Source organism: Paraburkholderia sp. NPDC080076 (assembly GCF_050281145.1).
GTDB lineage: Bacteria > Pseudomonadota > Gammaproteobacteria > Burkholderiales > Burkholderiaceae > Paraburkholderia.
This window is the reverse complement of record NZ_JBNNWQ010000003.1, coordinates 674,116-692,187: the sequence shown is the minus strand read 5'-3', so window position 1 is coordinate 692,187 and position 18,072 is coordinate 674,116. Positions and strand designations below refer to the sequence as shown.

The 18,072-nt window shown below is 60.6% G+C and carries 15 protein-coding genes and 1 tRNA gene; 12 read left to right on the top strand and 4 right to left on the bottom strand.

All coding sequences use genetic code 11. From position 1 onward, the window contains the following. Positions 1–380: 380 nt before the first annotated feature. The 11 genes from ACQKRQ_RS15355 to ACQKRQ_RS15305 all read left to right on the top strand — a co-directional run bounded on the left by ACQKRQ_RS15355 (position 381) and on the right by ACQKRQ_RS15305 (position 12,866). Positions 381–467, top strand: a tRNA-Leu gene (locus ACQKRQ_RS15355). A 382-nt stretch (positions 468–849) separates the two neighbouring features. Continuing rightward, positions 850–1,986, top strand: coding sequence for a porin (locus tag ACQKRQ_RS15350; RefSeq protein ID WP_408313159.1), 1,137 nt, complete (start codon positions 850–852; stop codon positions 1,984–1,986). A 156-nt stretch (positions 1,987–2,142) separates the two neighbouring features. Then, the gene (locus ACQKRQ_RS15345; protein WP_427477933.1) at positions 2,143–3,552 is read left to right on the top strand and encodes an MFS transporter; all 1,410 of its coding nucleotides are present in this window, start codon (positions 2,143–2,145) and stop codon (positions 3,550–3,552) included. Between the two features lie 9 nt (positions 3,553–3,561). Next, positions 3,562–4,107, top strand: a complete 546-nt coding sequence (locus ACQKRQ_RS15340; protein WP_427477931.1) for a GAF domain-containing protein — start codon at positions 3,562–3,564, stop codon at positions 4,105–4,107. A gap of 162 nt (positions 4,108–4,269) precedes the next feature. Beyond that, positions 4,270–5,418, top strand: coding sequence for a branched-chain amino acid ABC transporter substrate-binding protein (locus tag ACQKRQ_RS15335; RefSeq protein WP_132374725.1), 1,149 nt, complete (start codon positions 4,270–4,272; stop codon positions 5,416–5,418). Positions 5,419–5,478: 60 nt separating this feature from the next. Beyond that, the gene (locus tag ACQKRQ_RS15330) at positions 5,479–6,753 is read left to right on the top strand and encodes an NAD(P)/FAD-dependent oxidoreductase (RefSeq protein WP_427477929.1); all 1,275 of its coding nucleotides are present in this window, start codon (positions 5,479–5,481) and stop codon (positions 6,751–6,753) included. 73 nt (positions 6,754–6,826) lie between these two features. Continuing rightward, positions 6,827–7,729: a dihydrodipicolinate synthase family protein gene (locus tag ACQKRQ_RS15325; protein ID WP_132374723.1), complete on the top strand. Its 903-nt coding sequence runs from the start codon at positions 6,827–6,829 to the stop codon at positions 7,727–7,729. A 57-nt stretch (positions 7,730–7,786) separates the two neighbouring features. Then, positions 7,787–8,785 (top strand): 4-hydroxyproline epimerase, encoded by a 999-nt coding sequence (locus ACQKRQ_RS15320; protein WP_427477926.1) that lies wholly within the window; start codon positions 7,787–7,789, stop codon positions 8,783–8,785. 46 nt (positions 8,786–8,831) lie between these two features. Next, on the top strand, positions 8,832–10,067 hold the full coding sequence (locus ACQKRQ_RS15315) for an amidohydrolase family protein (RefSeq protein WP_427477924.1): 1,236 nt from the start codon (positions 8,832–8,834) through the stop codon (positions 10,065–10,067). Positions 10,068–10,200: 133 nt separating this feature from the next. Beyond that, entirely contained in the window at positions 10,201–10,878 is a 678-nt protein-coding gene (locus ACQKRQ_RS15310; RefSeq protein WP_243658260.1) for a GntR family transcriptional regulator, read from the top strand. Between the two features lie 371 nt (positions 10,879–11,249). Further along, positions 11,250–12,866, top strand: coding sequence for an aldehyde dehydrogenase (NADP(+)) (locus tag ACQKRQ_RS15305; protein WP_427478349.1), 1,617 nt, complete (start codon positions 11,250–11,252; stop codon positions 12,864–12,866). A 76-nt stretch (positions 12,867–12,942) separates the two neighbouring features. On the opposite strand, the gene ACQKRQ_RS15300 is transcribed toward ACQKRQ_RS15305, so the two are convergent. After that, complete coding sequence (locus ACQKRQ_RS15300) at positions 12,943–13,716, bottom strand: pyrroline-5-carboxylate reductase (RefSeq protein ID WP_427477922.1); 774 nt, start codon at positions 13,714–13,716, stop codon at positions 12,943–12,945. Between the two features lie 129 nt (positions 13,717–13,845). On the opposite strand from ACQKRQ_RS15300, the gene ACQKRQ_RS15295 reads away from it, so the two are divergent. Continuing rightward, positions 13,846–14,397, top strand: coding sequence for a cupin domain-containing protein (locus tag ACQKRQ_RS15295; protein WP_427477920.1), 552 nt, complete (start codon positions 13,846–13,848; stop codon positions 14,395–14,397). A gap of 259 nt (positions 14,398–14,656) precedes the next feature. Here the strand turns inward: ACQKRQ_RS15295 and ACQKRQ_RS15290 are convergent, their stop codons facing one another. The 3 genes from ACQKRQ_RS15290 to hpnR all read right to left on the bottom strand — a co-directional run bounded on the left by ACQKRQ_RS15290 (position 14,657) and on the right by hpnR (position 18,035). Further along, entirely contained in the window at positions 14,657–15,127 is a 471-nt protein-coding gene (locus ACQKRQ_RS15290; protein WP_427477918.1) for an aconitase X swivel domain-containing protein, read from the bottom strand. A gap of 10 nt (positions 15,128–15,137) precedes the next feature. After that, on the bottom strand, positions 15,138–16,394 hold the full coding sequence (locus tag ACQKRQ_RS15285; protein ID WP_427477916.1) for an aconitase X: 1,257 nt from the start codon (positions 16,392–16,394) through the stop codon (positions 15,138–15,140). Between the two features lie 102 nt (positions 16,395–16,496). Beyond that, a complete protein-coding gene (hpnR, locus tag ACQKRQ_RS15280) occupies positions 16,497–18,035 on the bottom strand; it encodes a hopanoid C-3 methylase HpnR (protein ID WP_427477914.1) in 1,539 nt (512 codons plus the stop codon). Between the last annotated feature and the right edge of the window lie 37 nt (positions 18,036–18,072).

Genomic DNA, 18,072 nt, shown 5'->3' with positions numbered 1-18,072 from the left:
AGAAGGGGCACGCCGTGCGTGCATCAAGCCAAAAATTGTAGCATCGGCGCCGCCCGGACAGATGCCAGGCAAATGCAGACAAGTGCGAATCAATCGGTTAGAATCTCGCGCTTACGCTTTCGGGCGCGTGTTTCTGACGCGGCTGACGGCATGCGGGACAACGGGCAGGCGCATCGTGCCATGTCCGCCTGCGCGGGTAGCGAAATGGGTGGACGCACCAGGTTCAGGTCCTGACGCTTCACCGGGCGGCGGCAGGGCTGAAGTCGCGGGAACCCGCGTAGAATAAGGGCTGTTGCTGGTATCGCAGAAGTTCGATGTCTCGCCCAGGTTTGTATCACTCGCGATATCGTAGCGGTCCTGCCTGCCAGGTAAAAAAATTCGCGTGAGTGGCGAAATTGGTAGACGCACCAGGTTTAGGTCCTGACGGGAGCAATCTCGTGCCGGTTCGAGTCCGGCCTCACGCACCAAAGAAATAAGGCCACGTTCCCAAAAGGTACGTGGCCTTTTTTACGTCCGTCGCGCGCTCAAGCTGTCGATCCGCCATCAACGTCGGGCTTGTGATCGCATCCAGCATATTTGGCCAGTTCTCGCCATAGGCGCACGCCCGAGCCTCACAACATCCACTGAAACGCTGCGCGAACTGCTTGACCGATTATATTGGATCCAGGATATTGTAGTTCGTTGCGAGGGTCTTTCTGTGTGGAGACCGCACGCGTCGTCCTGTGGAGATGACGGGGCAATCGGTTCCCGTCCGGCTGTCACCCAAGCCGCGCGGGCGGCGCCATACACAGCGACCTGGCAGGACATTCCATTTGCTATCAGTAGTACCACTTATTAAAGAGGGGCGAGATGAAGAAGGCAGGTATGGCAGCCGCGATCATGTCCACCGCGGTCGTGTGTCACGCGCAGAGTTCCGTCACGTTGTACGGCACGCTGGACGATGGGATCACGTATACAAACAACCAGGGTGGCCACTACAACGTCCAGGCCTCCAACGGTGCATTAGGCAGCACAAAATGGGGGTTTCTGATCAACGAGGATCTCGGCGGCGGATACAGTACGGTGGCCCGTCTGGAAAGCGGCGTCGATATCAATACCGGAAAGCTGAATAACGGTGGGCGTCTGTTTGGCCGTCAGGCCTACGTCGGCCTCGGCTCGCCCTTCGGTACCGTGCTGATGGGGCGCCAGTACGATCTGGTGCTCGATTCGCTGATCGGTCTTTCAGCTTCTGGCCGGTTCAATGGAATTCTCGCTACGCACGCAGCAGACGTCGATAACGTCTGGGGCAACTACTCGCTGAGCAATTCGATCAAGTACATCTCGCCTACCTACGGCGGTTTCAAACTGTCGGGGCTTTTCAGCCTGGGCGGCGTGGCAGGAGACTTCTCCAACGGTAAAAAGGAGGCGATCAGCCTCAGCTACGCGAACAACGCACTCAGCGCCAGCGCGGTATTTTCGCGAATCAATAACCCCGCGACGTCCATCTACGACGCGACGGCAAACCCCGTGGCCGGCGGCACGTTTGTAAACCCGATCACCAATCCGACTTACAGCGGGTACACGTCGGCCCAGACCCTGCAGGTTGCGGGCGCTGGCGTCAACTACCGCATCGGCGCGGCGCTGCTGGGGTTCACCTATACGAATACCCGCTTTGAAGACGTGGTGCGGACGTCGTCGACGCCGTTTTCGGGCACAGCGACCTTCAATAACTACGAGGCGCTGGCAACGTACAACGTCACGCCGGCACTTCTGCTGGGAGCCTCATACGACTATACGAAGGCTGAATCGGCGAAATATTTGCAGCTCAACGTGGGCACTCAGTACAGCCTGTCGAGGCGGACGTTGCTCTATGCGACGACCTCCTGGGAGCGGGCGACCGGTATCGATTCGACCGGCAAGTCCGCAGTCGCGGCATTGTCCTTCCTGACGCCGTCGTCCACGAATAGCCAGGTCGCCGTCCGCGCGGGCATCCGCCATACGTTTTAAAGGCTCCAGATTCTGATTCACGGTCGCGTTCCGGGCGACGGAAGCACACGCGGAGGTTTACCCGGCCTTGACTCTGGATTTTGGATACAGGATATTGTTATCGCACTTCGGTCCGGAACTCCGGGCTGGTCGATCCCTCATTGCGGGAGCAACTACATGTCACCGATTGCAGCCCGGCTCGAACGCCTTCCGTTCAGCCGTTTCCACTTCAAACTGCTCATCATGGGCGGCCTGGGCTTCATGTTCGAAGCCGTTGACGCAGCCATCATCGCGTTTATCCTGCCCGTTGTTCGTACCAAATGGCATCTGACGAGTTTCGAAACCGGGCTTCTCGGTAGCAGCACTTATGTCGGCTTTCTCGTCGGCGCGCTATTCGCCGGCCTGCTAGGCGACCGTTTTGGCCGCCGTGTCGTCATGATGTGGGCGTTGACCTTCTTCTGCGTGCTGACGTTCGCCAACGCGTTTGTGAACGACTGGCACACGTTCGCCCTGCTGCGAGCCATAGCCGGCATTGGGATGGGCGCCGAGGGCGCGATCATTGCGCCGTTCCTGGTGGAGTTCGTCAGCAACCGCTATCGGGGCGCCTTCACCGGCGCGCTGGCTGGTTTCTTCTCGTTCGGTTTCGTGGCTGCGGCGCTGATCGGCTACTTCGTGATCCCGCTGAACCCGGAAGGCTGGCGTATCGCGCTGGTGATCGTTTCCGTGCCTGTCGTCGTGCTGCTGTGGTGGCGGCGTTCACTACACGAGTCGCCGCGGTGGCTGGAGATTCGCGGCCGTCATGCCGAGGCCGAAGCCGTCGTGTCCGATATCGAACGGCAGATCGAACGCACGGGTGTGACGCTGCCTCCCGTCGTGCCTGTGGCAGGCGCTGGCGCCAGCTATGAGCACTCGGGTTCCTTCTTCGGAAACCTGAAGCTGCTGTGGAAGCCGCCGCTCGCCAAAACGACGTTGATGAGCTGGTGTCTATGGCTGTCGGTGACGTTCTGCTCTTACGCCTTCTTCGTCTGGATCCCCGGCTTGCTCGTTCAGCACGGCATGACCATTACGAAGAGCTTCTCCGTCTCGATCCTGATCTACCTCGCGCAGATTCCGGGCTACTACTCGTCGGCATATTTTTGCGAAAAGCTGGGGCGCAAGGCCACGATCGTCACGTACATGGGACTGGCTTGCGTCGCAGGTATCTGGTTGGCCAATGCGGGCAGCGACACATCGATCGTGCTTGCTTCGATCTTCATGTCCTTCGCGATGAACGGCGTCAACGCGGGCGAATATGCCTATACCCCTGAGGTGTTCCCGACACATCTGCGTGCGACGGGGATGGGCACGGCTTCGGCGTTCGGCCGCATCGGCGCGATCTGCTCACCCATGCTGGTGGGCTACATCTACCCGCTGTGGGGTTTTGCCGGCGTGTTCGGCATGACCACGGTCATCCTGCTGATCGGCGCGCTCGCTGTGATTTTCCTGGGCGTCTCGACAACCGGGAAGACGCTCGAACAGATTTCCGACGAGGAGTACGGCTCACTGCGTCCCGACGCGCAAAGCGCCGCGCTTCGTACCGCGAAATAAGGAGTTTTCGTGACGAACACAAACCACGCACACAATTTTCAGACGATCGAGCGTCTGGCTGCGATTCAACAGCAAGGCGGCGACGCCGACAGCATATGGTCCGAGTTCGAACGCTCCCTCACGGAGGTATTCGGACAGCGACTCTTCACGGTGCTGGCGTATGACGAGGCGTCGAGCCGCCTGGGACGTCTGCATAGCAATCGCCTGGATATCAATCCGGTAGGTGGGCTCAAGCGAGTGACGCAAAGCCGCTGGTCCGACCAGGTGCTTCGCCGCGGTGAGATCTTTGTCGGCTCATCGCGCGAGGATATCAAGGCGGTGTTTTCAGAGTACGAGGTGTTGTGGTCGATCGGGTGTGAGAGCGTGCTGAACATCCCCGTGCGCAAGAGCGGCGTCACGCTGGGCACAATGAATCTGCTTGGCGAAGCTGGGCTGTATGACCATGCTGATATCGGACTGGCGCTGGTGTTCGCACAACTGGCGGTTTCGCCGCTCGAAGATCAGGTTCACAGGCTGCGCGGGCTCGAGGATCCTGAATTCATGGAACAGGTGTAGGACCTGGGGCGGGGCGGCAGTCATCGCGCTCCGCCAATTTTTCGGACGCATTTGACAGACCCGCTGAAGGGGCGCATCATACGCAGAATATTTGTATATTGGATCCAATATAATATGTTGCGGCGAACCCAACGCGGCTTTACGGGTAGTAAGGAGACTGGTATGAAAGTTCGCACGATCGCTTTTGCAGCCGCTGCTTCGGGATTCCTCGTCCTGTCCCTCGGAGCCGCCCAGGCCGCCGAAACACAAACGGTCAAGCTGGGTCTGGCCGCTCCGATGACAGGCGCGCAGGCGCAGTACGGCAAGGATTTTGAATCGGGTGTGCAGCTCGCCATTGACGACTTCAATGCCACGAAGCCCAAGGTCGACGGCAAGGAAACGAAGTTCGTGCTGGAGGCGCTCGACGACCAGGCGGACCCGAAAACGGGCACGGTCGTCGCCCAGAAGCTTGTCGATGACGGCATCAAGGGCATGCTCGGTCACTTCAACTCCGGCGTGACGATTCCCGCTTCGGCGATCTATTCACGCGCTGGCATTCCGCAGATTTCGACGGCAACCGCGCCCGCCTATACGCGCCAGGGCTTCAAGACTACGTTCCGGATGATGACGTCGGATACGCAGCAGGGCAGTGTGATGGGCAAGTACGTCGTCGAGACACTCCATGCGAAGCGTATTGCGATCATTGATGACCGCACGGCATACGGCCAGGGTCTTGCGGAGCAGTTCGAGACGGCAGTGAAGGCGGCTGGCGGCAACATCATCGATCATCAGTTCACGTCCGACAAGGCAGTCGACTTCAAGGCCATTCTGACCGGCATCAAGTCGAAGAATCCTGATTTCATCTACTACGCAGGGGCCGATGCGCAGTCCGCGCCGCTGGTCAAGCAGGCGCGCTCGCTGGCAATGAAAGCAACGTTTGCCTCGGGTGAAATGTCGAAGACGGAAGATTTCATCAAGATCGCCGGGACGGCTGCGGACGGTGCGATTGTCTCGCTCGCGGGGCTGCCGCTAGAGAAGATGCCGGGTGGCGCGGGCTTCACGCAACGCTACAAGAGCAAGTTCGGCACTGAACCGACAACCTATGCGCCGTACACGTACGACGGCGCGATGGCCATGATGCAGGCGATGCAGAAGGCCAATTCGTCGGACCCGGCCGTCTACCTGCCGGTGCTCGCGAAGACTGACATGAAGGGTGTCACGAGTGAGCACTTCGCCTACGACAAGTTCGGTGATCTGCGCGACGCAATCATCACCGTCTACAAGTGTGAAAACGGACAGTGGAAGCCGATCACGGTACTCGGATCCAAGTAACTGAAGCAACGGCGGACGGCAAGTCTGCCGTCCACTCATGCAATACCTCGACTCACGGAAATGACTCAGCAAGCTCAATACTCCCGGACGACTCCCGACGTCGTGGTTATCGGTAGCGGAATCGTCGGTCTCGCCTGTGCGTGGTCCGCACTGCGCGATGGCGCGAGCGTCACCGTCATCGACCGCGACTTCGAAGGCGACCGTACGTCGCATGGAAACGCGGGCGGTATCGCCGTGACGGAGAGCACGCCCATTTCAGTGAACGGGTTGTACATGAAGGCGCTGAAGTGGCTATTCGATCCGCTGGGGCCGCTGGCGCTCGACTGGAAACATGTGCCGACCGCCTTACCGTGGTTCATGGAATTTCAGCGATCCGGCAACAAGGACCGTTTCCGTGAAATCTCGCTGGCTCTCGCCAAACTGAACAATCGTGTCTATGACGACATCGTCCCGATGTTCGAGGACATCGGTGCGATGGACAGCTTCTATCGCCGCGGCGCCTTGACGGTCTACGAAAGCGACGAAGCCTTCGCCGCGGATCAGCATGAATGGGAATTCAAGCGGGATCTGGGCGTGCGCTGGCATGCCATGTCGGCCGACGAGGTTCGCGATTGCGAGCCGTCGCTCGCGCCGGTTTTCCGCCACGGCGTATTTCTCGACGACTGGTCGCACATCGGTGACCCGAAGCGTCTCGTGACGCAACTGCGTGAGCGCGTGAAGCAACTCGGCGCTACGTTTGTCGTCGGCACCGTCAAGGCACTCGATCTCGCTGACGAGCTTGCGCCGGCAGCGGTCACCGAGACCGGTGAACGGGTGAAGGGGCGCCGCCTCGTCGTGGCGACGGGTGCATGGTCCGCCGCGCTGGCCGGATCGATCGGCGACCGCGTCCTGCTGGACAGCGAACGCGGTTACAACACGACGCTTCCCGCGCATGGCATCAGCCTGTCACGCGAAGTGATTTTCGCCGAACGCAAGTTTGTCGCCACCCCGCTGGATATCGGTGTGCGCATTGGCGGCGCGGCGGAGTTCGCCGGCCTCAAGGCGCCACCCAACTACAAGCGCAGTGACGCGCTGCTTGCGCTCGGCAAGCGCTTCCTGCCCGGCATCAACGACCAGGGCGCCGTGAAATGGATGGGGCACCGTCCAGCCACGCCCGACTCGTTGCCCGTCATTGGCCGGTCGCCACGCTCGCCGTCCGTCATCTATGCGTTCGGCCACGGTCATCTCGGGCTGACACAATCGGCAACGACAGGTGCGCTGGTTGCCGACCTGCTTGCCAATCGAACACCTGGAATCGGCCTCGATCCGTACTCGATCAGCCGCTTCCGGAATTAACGGGGCCCCCGCGACCTCGATCGACCCGCGGGACATCCCGCCTCTGATTATCATTTTTTGAAAAGGTGTAGCCATGCAAGTCAACTGGAAAGGTGTATTCCCCGCTGTCACGACGAAGCTGAAGGACGACGGTTCCCTCGATCACGAAGCCATCAAGGCGGGTCTGAATCGCCTCATCGAGAACGGCGTCGGTGGGGTCGTCATGATGGGTATGGTCGGTGAGAACGCCCAACTCACGCCGGAAGAGAAGCGCACGGTGATCAAGCTTGCGGTTGAGGTCGTGAACGGCCGCGTGCCGGTGATCGCCGGTCTCGCCGAAACCAATACGGCAAACGCGGTCCAATACGCGAAAGAAGCGCAAGCGCTGGGCGTTCAAGGCCTGATGGTTTTTCCGGGACTGACGTACAAGTCCGACCCGCGTGAAACCGTCGCCTTCTATAAGACGATCGCGCAAGCGTCGACGCTGTCCATCCTGCTCTATAACAACCCGCGTGGCTACGGCGTGGACCTCACGCCGGACCTGGTGGCACAGTTGCTGGAAGAGCCGACGATCGAAGCCATCAAGGAAGAATCGTATGACACGACGCGCGTCACCGATCTGATCGGCCGCTTCGGCGATCGGCTGGCAGTCGTGTGCGGTGTCGACGATCTGGTGCTCGAGTCGGCTGCCCTGGGCGCGAAGTGCTGGGTCTCGGGCATGGCCAACGCGGTTCCGAAGGAATCGGTCGAGCTACTGAATCTGGCGATTGCCGGCGACTATGAATCGGCCCGCAAGCTGTACCGTGTACTGATCGACCTGTTCCACCTGGACACGCATGTGAAACTCGTTCAGTACATCAAGCTCGCGGAGAACATCACGGCGGGTTACTCGGAAGCCGTCAAGGCTCCGCGACTGAAGCTCGAAGGCGAAGAACGCCGGAGGGTCGTTGCAATCGTGGAGAAGACGCTCGCCGACGTGCGCGCCCTGTCGAAGTAATGCGCACGGCCCTGGACCGGGCCACTTTTTGCAGGTCATTCTGGATGGAGCAGGGCTATGAAATCGACATTCTTTTGCATCGACGGGCATACGTGCGGCAATCCGGTCCGCGTCGTCGCAGGAGGTGCACCGCGGCTGGAAGGCGCGAACATGATCGAGCGACGCGCGCATTTTGAGCGCGAGTTCGACTGGATCCGGACATCGCTCATGTTCGAACCTCGGGGCCATGAAGTGATGTCGGGCAGTATCCTCTATCCGCCGACCCGTTCCGATTGTGACGTCGCCATCCTGTTTATCGAGGTCAGCGGCTGTCTGCCCATGTGTGGCCACGGCACCATCGGGACGGTGACAACGGCCATCGAGCACGGTCTGGTGCGTCCGCGTGAACCGGGTGTGCTGCGTCTGGACACGCCGGCCGGTCTCGTGGTTGCGCGCTACAAGATGGACGGAGACAACGTCGACTCGGTGCAACTCATCAATGTTCCGTCATTCCTTCACTCGACGGACCTGACAGTTGAAGTCGAGGGGCTCGGCGAAATCCGCTTCGATGTCGCCTACGGCGGAAATTTCTACGCGATCGTCGAACCGCAGCAAAACTTTGGTGGCCTCCATACACTCAAGCCTTCGGATATCCAGCGTCTGAGTCCGATCTTGCGCCAGGCAGCGAACGAGAAGTACCCGTTCGTTCACCCAGACAAGGCGGAAATCCGTGGTCTAAGCCACGTGATGTGGACAGGCGAACCCACGGTCGAAGGGGCAAGCGCACGCAATGCGGTGTTCTATGGTGACAAGGCGATCGACCGGTCACCCTGCGGCACCGGGACTTCCGCCCGTATGGCACAACTGGTCGGCAAGGGCAAACTCAAGATCGGCGAGCGTTTTGTTCACGAAAGCATTATCGGCACGCTCTTCACTGGTGTGCCGGAAGAAGCGACCAGGGTCGGTGAACTCGACGCGATTATTCCGAGCATCGAAGGGTGGGCGCGGGTGACGGGACACAACACGATCTTTGTCGATGACCGTGATCCGCTCGCCAAAGGCTTTTTGCTGAAATGATCTACCGCGGCCCGTGGGCCGCTCAACTATCAGTTGAGGAATCGAAATGTTGATCCTGAAGAACGCACGTGTCCTGGACGTGAATCACGAAAACGACACGGCGCGCTATTCGATTGTCGTGGACGGGGATGTCATCAAGGAAGTGACCCGCGAGCCGGTGTCGATAAATGGCGCGCAGGTCATTGACGTCGATGGCAAGACAGTCATGCCCGGCATGATCGACTGCCACGCGCACGTCATTGCCTCGGTGGCGCACCTTGGTAACAACGGGCGTTTGCCGAATACCTTCGCCGTGTTGCGGGCGGTACCTATCCTGAGCGGTATGCTCAACCGGGGCTTCACCACGGTGCGGGATGCCGGCGGCGCCGACTACGCGCTCTCGCGTGCCATCGAGGAAGGCGTGATCGCCGGGCCGCGGTTGTTCGTGGCCGGCAAGGCGCTCTCGCAGACGGGCGGTCACGGCGACTTTCGCGAGCGCTTCGACAACTCCGATCCTGATCCTTGCGGCTGCCATCGCAATCTCGGGGCAATCGGACGCATCGTCGATGGCGTGGACGACGTTCGCAAGGCCGTGCGGGAAGAGATGCGCGCCGGCGCGCATCACATCAAGATCATGGCTTCGGGTGGCGTTGCGTCGCCGACGGATCCGATCGGCAACCTGCAATTTTCCGTCGACGAGGTCAAGGCCATTGTCGAGGAAGCCGCGTCGCACCAGACCTATGTCATGGCGCATGCCTACACAGGGAAGGCGATTGCTCGCGTCGTGAAACTCGGTGTGCGCACGATCGAGCATGGCAACCTGATCGACGACGAGGCGGCGGCGGTCATGGCGGAGTTTGGAGCGTTTGCGGTGCCCACGCTCGTGACCTATGACGCAATGAGCAAGGTCGGTGCAAAAGCGGGTGTGGCGGAAAGCGCGCTCGCGAAAAACGACAATGTTCGTATCCAGGGCCTGAAGGCGCTTGAACTGCTCAAACGCAACGGCGTGAAAATGGGTCTTGGCACCGACCTGCTGGGCGACATGCACGAGTATCAAAGCGATGAACTGACGATCCGTTCAGCCATTCTCGGTGCTTTCGAGACGATCTGCCAGGCCACCGCCGTAGGTGCCGAGATCGTCGGGCAGCAGGGGCGTCTGGGCGTCGTGTCCGCGGGAGCCTTCGCTGATCTGCTGGTCGTCGATGGTGATCCGCTAGCGGATATCAGCGTGCTTGCCGGGCAGGGTGAGCGCATCGCCGGCGTGATGAAGAACGGCGCGTGGGTCCGGCAAACGTTGCAGTGACGCAGCGTCGGTCATTGGATTTTGTATCCGAAAGCCGGGAGCATGGTAGCATGTCCACTGTATCCTGAATCCCCACTTGAACCCGACCATGCCCCCGGTAGCCGCCAAACGTCGTACCAAAGAGGCGTCCGCGATGAGCGAAGTTATCGCGGACGAAAGCACGCGAAAAATCGTCCGGCCAACTACGGTCGAACTCGTCACCACGGCGGTTCGACAGCGAATCCTGAGCGGCGATTTGGCGCCGGGTGAGGTATTGCGGCAGGAGGCGCTCGCCGAAGAGCTCGGCGTCAGCCGTGTTCCTATCCGCGAGGCAATCACCCGTCTGACGGCAGAGGGGTTGCTGATCAATGTGCCGCACAAGGGCGCCTATGTCGCCGAGCTGTCGATAGGCGAGGTGAAGGAGACGTTCGACATCCGGCTTCGTCTTGAACCATGGATATTTTCGGAAGCAATCCCGCGCATCACCGAAGCCGAGATGGGCAAGGCGGAGCGGCTTATCAAGGAAATGGACAAGGCGGACTCGGGCGTGTGGGGGCAACTGAACTGGCGTTTGCACGAAACGCTCTATCTGCCTGCGCAGCGGGATATCACGCTTCAGTTGTTGCGGGTACTGCATGACCGCTGCGATCGGTATTTCCGCTTTCAGGCCGTGCAGGTGCCGATCCGCGAACAGTCGCATGATGAGCACATGGCGTTGGTCGAGGCGTGCAGGAAGCGCGACGCGAAGCTTGGAGCCAAACTCCTGGAGCAGCACGTCAAGACGGCCGCACAGCAGATCATGTCGGTTGTCGAGGCGGTGGTGACGCGTTGATTCCGCTGGTCCAGCGCGTGTAATGCTTCGTGCTGTCTACCCTTGGCACGCTGAGAGCGCAGATCAAGTCCGCAACGCGTTTCGGTAAGCTCGCCGCGCATCCGTAGTGCTGATAGTGCGCGTCCGCGCGCTGCTACTTTTCCACGCGCTGCTTTCTCAACACTGATTGCGTTCCACTACATCGCAGAAACGAACCTGTCCTATCTGCCCGGCGAACCCAAGACCTCGGCGGTGTTTGCACTGCGTGCGGTGACTTGCATAACGCGGTCGAGTCTAGTCAACGGCATGCACGGAGTGGCCTTCGGTCCCTGTACGAACCACGACTCCGCCGTAGTCCACGCCATCCCATTGAACCTTTTGAGGATATCGACATGACTCTTACTGGCGAAATGCTTATCGGCTTTTCCGCGGTGCGTGGCACCGAAGGCAGCCAGCGCGCGTTCAATCCTGCCACCGACGCCGAGATCCCGGAGCCATCCTTTGGTATGGGCGGCGCGGCGGAAGTCGAGCGCGCGGCCTCTCTGGCCGCGCAAGCCTTCGACGTGTTCCGGAACGTCTCCCTTGCGAAACGCGCCGCGTTTCTCGATGCAATCGCCGACAACCTCCTCGGTGTCGGAGATGAACTGATCGAGCGGGCCCATGCCGAGACGGGTCTTCCCGTTCCGCGTCTGCAGGGCGAGCGTGGCCGCACCGTCGGTCAGTTGCGTCTTTTTGCGAAGGTCGTGCGGGACGGGCACTTCCTCGACGCCACGATCGATCATGCCCAGCCGGAACGGCAGCCGCTGCCGCGTGCGGATCTGCGCCTCGCAAAAGTACCGGTTGGTCCCGTCGCTGTGTTTGGCGCGAGTAACTTTCCGCTAGCCTTCTCGGTTGCGGGAGGCGACACCGCTTCGGCACTCGCGGCGGGCGCACCGGTTATCGTGAAGGCACACGGCGCGCATCTTGGAACCTCGGAGCTGGTAGGTCGCGCAATCCAGAAAGCAGTCAAGGAGCAGGGCTTGCCGGAAGGCGTGTTTTCGCTGCTTTTCGGCGCCGGCCGCAAGCTCGGCGAAGCGTTAGTCGCGCATCCTGCCATCAAGGCGGTTGGCTTCACGGGTTCCCGTCAAGGCGGTCTCGCGCTGGTGCGGATCGCGAACGCTCGACCCGAGCCGATTCCCGTCTATGCCGAAATGAGCAGTATCAACCCGGTGTTTCTGTTCCCGGGCGCGCTCGCGAGCCGTGCTGAAGCGATCGGCAAGGCTTTCGCGGACTCGCTGACGTTAGGTGCCGGACAGTTCTGCACGAACCCGGGGTTGGTGCTTGCGATCGACAGTCCGGACCTCGAGCGTTTCGTCAAGGCGGCGGGCGAAGCGCTGGCAAGCAAGCCGGCCCAGACGATGTTGACACCCGGAATCTTCGATGCCTTCCGCAACGGAGCGCAAAAAGTCGACGCGGTGCAGGGCGTGACAAAGGTGGCAGAAGGCAGGTCGGCGGGCGAACTTCCGAATGCCGCGCAGGCTGCCCTGTATGTGACCGATGCACGTCGCCTGCTGGCTACGCCCGAGCTTGAAGCAGAGATGTTTGGCCCGGCTTCTGTGGTGATTCGTGCCCGCGACTTCGAGGAATTGCTATCGGTTGCGGAACATGTGGAAGGGCAGCTTACCGTCACTCTGCAGATCGACGCTGTCGATTATGCAGACGCCCAGCGCCTGCTGCCGGTGCTCGAGCGCAAGGCCGGACGTATCCTCGCCAATGGTTTCCCGACGGGGGTGGAAGTCTGCCACGCGATGGTTCACGGCGGTCCCTTCCCGTCCACGTCGAATTCGATGTTCACCTCGGTGGGCGCGACAGCGATCGACCGATTCCTGCGGCCTGTGTGCTATCAGGATCTGCCCGATGCATTGCTGCCGGCAGCGGTAAAGGAAGCCAATCCACTGGCCGTTTGGCGTCTGGTTGACGGCGAGCTGAGCGCACCGGAGCAAGCCGCGAGTTCAGCGGCCAAAAGCTGACGTCCTGGAAAGTGCGGGTCGCCAATGCAGCACCGGCGACCTGCAAAGGCGGCGGACTTTGCGCTCGAGCAGGTGTTCAGCGATTCTTGATGCGTTCGAGAACGCGATCGAGGGCGAGGTGCTGAGCGTCCAGTGCTCCCGCGCGTTCAAGATCGGCTGTCATCTGCTCATTCAAACCGCCCGGCGTTGAAAATTCCTTCGACAGATCGGCAAAGGTTTCAAGCCGCGTTTGGGCGGTGCGCGCCAGTCCGCTGAATAGCGACGCGAGGTAAGTCCGCGCGTCGGCGTAGGGAATGCCTTTGTCTTGCAGCCAGATTGCGTGTCTTTCGAGCATGGCGAAAAAACTGCCCATCAAGGCGGTCGACGCGAACAGGCTGTCGAACGCATCTTCGTCGTCGACAGGTATTGCTGCGCCGAGCGGTGCGAAAAGCTCGATCGCGACAGGATCGGCCGGAAACACGATGGTCGGGCCCATTGCCTGGGCGACCATCGGCAAGGGGGCCAGACGCACTATATGCGCGACATCAGGCATCAACGCGGCCAGCCGCTCGCGATTCCACGTAGCAACGAAGCTGAGAACGCGGTGTGTTGGCCCAAGCCGAAGCTCCGACAGTACCTGTTGTGCGATTTGAGGTCGAATTGCCAGACAGAGCACGGTGCACCGATCCGCGACGTCCTGGTTGTCGCGTCCGACGTGCACTAGCGGGTGTTCGTGTGAAAGCCTTGCAGCGGTTTCGTGATTGCGAGGCGAGACCCATATCTCGCACAGACCGCGCGGCTGTGCCGCCAAGCCGGTGACGATCGCCTCCGTAATGGTGCCTGTCCCGATGAAACCTATTCGCTCAATCATCTCCAGACCTCCTGCCTGAACGCCCGTATTCGCGGCGTAGGGAAAATATGCGTTGAACCATCTTTGGATACAGGATATTGTTTCACACTAGTGGGCTTGCTGTGCATCCCGCTTACAAGTGAGGCGCAAATGACGGATGACGCATCCGATAGCCCGGCCTCGGACGTCAATTTTGACGACCGCGACGGCAAATCCCGGTTCCTGATCGTGTATCCGGGCGAGGAAGAGAGCTACTGGCAGCCCGTGCCCGCCAATGGGTATGCCGCGGTCCACGTTGCGCCCCACCTCGTGTCGATGCAGCGACCCTTTTCGGCAGGCACGCAGACAGTTCCACCCGGAGGCTTCGTTCGCCTGCACGCGCATGCAGAGTCTGAAGAGGTGCTTCACTTCATTCGGGGAAAGGGAACGGCAATAGTGGAGGGGCGCGAGTATCGAATCGAGCCCGGCGTGACGGTCTTTCTCGGGCCTCGACAGTCGCATACGTTGATCAACGACGGGACCGAAGACCTGCACTGGGTGTGGTTCTTTCTACCGTCCGGCCTCGAGACATTTTTCAAGGCTATCGGACGTCGGCGCAATCCTGACGAAGAGGCTCCAGGCCCGTTTAAGAGACCCGAGAACGTCAGCGAAATCGAAGCGAGCACAGGGTTCGCACCGTTGGAAGCGAAGCGCGCAGAATAGGGCGCTTGCGTCGGCCGTTTCTTTTACTGTTTCAGGACAGAGTTTGTCATGGTACACATCGCATCACCGCGTTCATTCCATCACCAGATCAGGAACATTGGCCATCGCAACGGCCAACGCTCGAACGCTGCCGCGATGGTTTCTTCCTATGCGGCGCTTCTGAGGCCGCCGCTTTCGGGGCTAGCAGGCAATACGCTCGAGCGGGCTGATGTCGCTTCAGTCGCTATCCTGGGTTACAACTAGGGTTTGTGCGAAACCGCTACGCGTCGCGGCGTCCTTCGCCTTCACTGTCCTTGACATAGATGCTCGCAGGCCGCGCGGCATCGCACGCGTCAAGCTCCAGTGTCGCGGTGAAAGACGCAATCTGCGCGAACACGTTCTCGCCGACGCTCACCACCGGCACGTCGAGGGCGTAGAGTTCATTGGCGGCAATCACACCGATGGCGAGAATCAGGTCGCGTTCCGCCAGTATGATGCCGCTCGGGCCAGTGCCGTTGCGCAACGCTTCAGCCAGCACGCTGCTGCTGGAACTCGATCCGCGCGCTCGCGCCATCACGAGTATCCGGCCTTTCAGGCTTTGACCGTAGCCGGAATGGGTCTTGTCGATGATCATTCCGCTTTCGGCATCGTAGCCGCCCCAGAAGCTCAGGGGAGGCAGCGCGATTGCAAGGCCGCTTGCGCGGCCCGGAACGAGTACTTGCCCGGCAAGGACGGTAGTGGGTGAAATCATGGTTGTCGCTTTAGCCGGCCAGTTCATCGATGCAAACTCTCCCTTCGAAGGCTGAGCGAACACACTCGGCCATGCTTCCAAACGCAACGGTGACACCGATGTTCGCAGGTGCGTAGTGGGCCCACTTCCCTGAGTTAGTCATCACGAGTCCACTGATCTGTTTCATCACGGGAGTGATGTAGGTGCAGGTGTCCACCACAATCTGGACGCCTCGGGAGGCGAGTTGCTGGGCGAGCCCTTCAGCTTCGATCTGCCACAGCACGAAACGACTCGTATTCACATAGAAGTCGCATCGTGGCGAGCCATCGTGTTCTTCGAACAGCTTGCCAAGCGTGTGGAACTCATCAACCGAAAAATGCGGGGTTCCCAGACTGATCGCGGCGAGTGGCTCGCTAGATCGAGCACCGTTCCACTTTCGATGGATGCCGACGAGATCCGCCTCGGTGACAACAATGGTCCGTTCCGGTTCGCCGCCTTGCAGCGCGGCGTCGAGTGTCGGCGCTTCCGGCGTGATGCCTACCGCGTGAAAGAGCGCCACAGAGCCACTGGAAGCGGCTGCCGCGCCCAGAGCCTTAAGCTCGTCCTCCGTTGTGTCGACAGGCAGTCCCGTGATTGCCGCCACCGTCGCGCCGGCATTGAGGCCAAGCAGAAAACCGAGCGCCGCGAAGCAGGCGTCGCGTCGTGGGGAATCACCGAAGCCAGGCGCTTCGAGCACGATGCGAGCGGCCCTGTTTTCGGTGACGTGCAGTCCGGCGTTTGGCACGCGGCCGGTAATGGCCGCCGCAAGATCGAGAAAATCGCCGTAGCGACTTGTACGGGCGCCCAACACGGAGTTGGCGAAAACGATCGCGTTCGATTCAGCCCATGCGATCTGATCGCCCAGACGCGGGCGGTGCTTGAGTTGATACGGCGCGCATGTGAAGGTCGCTTCGCAGCCGAGTTCCAGATGCGCTTCCATCAGGCGTTTGGCAGCATTCGCAATTTCCGCTTTGCCGCGATACAGCTCTGGATGAATAAGATCGAGCGATCCGACATTGAGCGTGGTCGGCACGGCGACCCGCGTTCCGGATGCGACAAACCGTTCGACGAAATCGAGACTGACGGATCCGTGATACAGACACCCGTCGATGTGGGCGGAGCAAATGTCGACGAGTTCCTGGGCGTTCATCACATGTGCCGTGGCGGCAACTATTCGCATCGCGAGCGCTGCACCCTCACCCAATTCACCACTCAGCATTGCTCTGTCACGAACCGATAGTTCAAGCACTGTCGCCTCTTCGTTGTGGTCATTCTCAAATCAGGAATGAGGATACCCGAAGTCCGCATCGGCGACTGTATGACCGCTGTAAAGAACGGCTAGATCAAAACATCAGCCCGCACCCGTGCGGGTTTCGTCGACGAAGCTTTCCGTTGCATCGTCGAGCTTGCGGCCCTTGCGTCCCGCCGGCCCGTGCACATACAGCACCTTGACATTGGCGTGCTCGGTCGAGGCGGCGGGCGGCGTCATCGAATACCGGACTTCGCGCGCGTGGTCGTTCAATTGCAGGTTCGGATTGAACACCGAGTTGAAGCGCCACAGCATCCGCACAAAGTTCGTTTGCCCGTGCATCAGCAGATGTGCCGCTTCGCTCGCCGCGCCGCGCAGTGCGCTCCAGCCAAGGTGTTTCCGGTTGAGTACCTGCTGCGTGCGCACCAGTTCGCGGTAGAACTCGGGCAAGGGCAGCTTCGTCGGCAGGACGGCGTGCTGGATGTCATAGAGCCGGTAGTCGAGGCTCGTCAACTGGCGATGCTCGCGCAGCCAGATTTCGGTACCCGGATAAGGCGTGTTCACGCTGATGTTGACGATCTCGGGAATCTCCAGACACCATTGCCTGATCGCTTCGAAGCGGTCATGGTCCCAGTCGGGATCGGCGATCAGATTGATCGCGACCGTGATGCCGAGCGAGCGCGCGAACGCGAGCGCCTCGAAGTTCTTGTCGAGATTGACGCGCTTGCGAAACGCCTTGAGGCCTTCTGCATCGATCGCCTCCATGCCGATAAACATGTATTGCAGGCCCAACTCGCGCCAGTATTCGAAAACCTCCCTGTTGCGCAACAGCACATCGCCGCGTGTCTCGAGGTAGTACTTTTTACGTATGCCGCGGCGCTCGATTTCGCGGCCGATCGCCATGCCGTGATCCGCATGCACGAAGGCGACGTCGTCGACAATGAAGATGCCTGGCTCGCGAATCGACGCCAGTTCGTCGGCGATCACTTCGGGGCTGCGCGAGCGGTAGCTGCGTCCGTAGAATGTCCACGCACTGCAGAACGTGCAATCCCACGGGCAGCCGCGCGCGAATTCGATCGATGCACACGGATCCAGCACGCCGATGAAGTATTTGCGCCGATGTCGCAGCAGATCGCGCGCGGGGCGAACCTGATCGAGGCTTTCGGCGAAGCCTGGCAGCGGTCCTTCGCCGCGGCAGGTCACGACGCCGGGTATCGACAGTAGATCGGCGTGGCGCGCGACGGCGTCGAGGAGTTCGGCGACCTTCGCTTCGCCTTCGCCTCTCAGCACGCAGTCGATTGCGCCGTCGGCGTGCTTGAGCATATCGGCTGCGGTGAACGACGCGCTGTGTCCGCCCACGAACACGAAGCAGTCCGGCCACTGCGCCTTGATCGCTTTCGACAGATCGATGATTTCGGGAATATTGGCGAGGTAGTTGCCGGAGAAACACACGGCATCAGGGCGCCATTTGCGGATCAACCGCTCCAGATCGCGATGCGATTCGACTTGCAGGTCGAGCAACCGGACCTCGTGCGCAGCCGCGCGGAGGACGGCCGCGACTGTCTCCAGGCCGAGCGGTTCGAGTCGCAGGAACACGCGGGTGTACATCAAGCCACTGGGATGTACGGCGAGCACCTTCATGAGATCTCCTTGGCAGAAAGGGCGCGTCCGAGACCTG